At 61.5% G+C, this 413-nt stretch carries 1 pseudogene; it reads left to right on the plus strand.

Going from position 1 to position 413, the window contains the following annotated elements:
- Nucleotides 1–413, plus strand: a pseudogene (locus tag AC0L20_RS40005) (acetyl-CoA C-acyltransferase); the annotation flags it as partial.

Consider the following 413-nt stretch of genomic DNA (forward strand, 5'->3'; position numbering starts at 1 on the left):
CAGGACCAGAACGGCATTGTGCTGCTGGACCATGACGAATTTATCCGTGGCGAGTCCACCCTCGAAGGCCTTGGCAAGCTCAAGCCGAGTTTCGAAATGATCGGCCAGATGGGTTTCGACGCCACCGCATTGCGGGTCTACAGCCAGGTGGAACGCATCCAGCATGTGCACACACCGGGCAACAGTTCCGGCATTGTCGACGGCGCTGCCTTGATGCTTATCGGCTCCGAGGCCAAAGGACGCGAACTTGGCTTGCAGCCGCGAGCGCGCATTGTTGCCACGGCGGTGACCAGCACCGATCCCACCATAATGCTGACCGGCCCTGCACCCGCCACGCGCAAGGCGTTGGCCAAGGCGGGTCTGCGTGTCGAGGACATCGACCTGTTCGAGGTCAATGAAGCCTTCGCGTCGGT

Source organism: Bradyrhizobium sp. Kon58 (assembly GCF_055807455.1).